The sequence below is a fragment of the Brachybacterium sp. HMSC06H03 genome, from assembly GCF_001807385.1.
In the GTDB taxonomy this organism is placed as follows: domain Bacteria; phylum Actinomycetota; class Actinomycetes; order Actinomycetales; family Dermabacteraceae; genus Brachybacterium; species Brachybacterium conglomeratum.
Window position 1 is genome coordinate 1 of the sequence record NZ_KV788647.1, and the last position, 1,409, is coordinate 1,409.

Here is a 1,409-nt window from a genome sequence, read left to right on the forward strand (position 1 = left end):
GGGTGTGTCCCCTAGCGTGGTGGCAATCCCGGGGTGACGTGGAGCTGCTGGTAGGCGATGAAGGGTCATCGCGGGACCTCCCAAATCGACCAAGAAATAGGGACCCGCGATGACCCGTCACCAGTCTGCCCTGTCTGCTCTCGTCAGTGAACTGCTCGAGGACCCCGACCTCGCTCACGAGGAGTTGTTCCGCCGGCTTCTCCAGGCCGGGCTCCAGGACCTGATCGATGCCGAAGCGTCTGTGAAGATCGGCGCTGACCGTTACGAACGCTCCCCGTCCCGCTCGACGCGCCGTAACGGCACCAGGGCAAAACGCCTGGCCACCCCTGCCGGGGAGCTGGATCTGGCGATTCCGAAGCTGCGGGCCGGGTCGTTCTATCCCGCGCTGCTGCATCCTCGTCGCCGGGTCGACAAAGCGCTCTGGGCGGTGATCTGCACGGCCTGGATCGACGGCGTCTCCACCCGGAAAGTCGAGGATCTCGTGCGGGCGCTGGGCAACGAGTCCGGGATCAGCAAGTCCCAGGTCTCGAGGATCTGCGGCGAGATCGACGAGGTCGTCGCGGAGTTCCTCCACCGCCGCCTGGACCACACCTGGTTCCCCTACCTGTTCCTGGACGCGACCTATCTCGACATCCGCCAGGGCGGGCGCGTCGTCTCCCAAGCCGTCGTGGTCGCCACGGGCGTTGCCGCGACCGGTCACCGAGAAGTGCTCGGCATGGCGATCGGTGACGCGGAGACCACCGACTTCTGGACCGAGTTCCTCCGCAGCCTGCGCGAACGCGGTCTGGCGATCTCCACCCCCGCCGCGCCCGAGGGCGTGCTTATGGTGACCAGCGACGCGCATTCCGGGTTGAAGCACGCGATCAAAGCCGTGCTGCCCGGCGCGTCATGGCAACGCTGCCGGGTCCATTTCGCTCGCAACATCACCCAGACGCTGGGCTCTGCGCGTTCCAAGCCCGTCAACGCCCTGGTCTCCACGATCTTCGCCCAAACCAGCCCGGAGACCGTCCGGGACTCGTTCCAGCAGGTCACGACATCGCTCGAGAGCTCGTTCCCGAAGATCGCGGCAATGCTCAAGGACGCCGAGGCGGACCTGACCGCGTTTGCTGCATTCCCGATCGAGCACTGGCGCAAGATCTGGTCGAACAACCCCATAGAGCGCGTGAACCGTGAGATCAAGCGTCGCGCAGACGTGGTCCAGATCTTCCCCAGCCGAGACTCCGCGACCAGACTCGTCGGGGCCGTGCTCCAGGACCAGCACGAGGAATGGCAGTACGGCGAACGCCGCTACATCAGTGACATCTCCCTCCGCCGCCTCGCCGACATGCTCTCCACCAACACCCCCGATACCGCCAGCCGGCTCCTCATGACCGCCTGACCCAAAAGCCACCACTCAAAGGGACTTGACC

Annotated in this window: 1 protein-coding gene; it reads left to right on the top strand. The window is 65.7% G+C overall.

From position 1 onward, the window contains the following. Window positions 1-109: 109 nt before the first annotated feature. Window positions 110-1,378, top strand: a complete 1,269-nt coding sequence (locus HMPREF3159_RS01225; protein ID WP_070499235.1) for an IS256 family transposase — start codon at window positions 110-112, stop codon at window positions 1,376-1,378. Window positions 1,379-1,409: the final 31 nt, after the last annotated feature.

What these genes read in the sequence shown, in the direction of transcription:
- HMPREF3159_RS01225 (WP_070499235.1), top strand. Translation starts at nt 110, where the DNA reads ATGACCCGTCACCAGTCTGCCCTGTCTGCTCTCGTCAGTGAACTGCTC.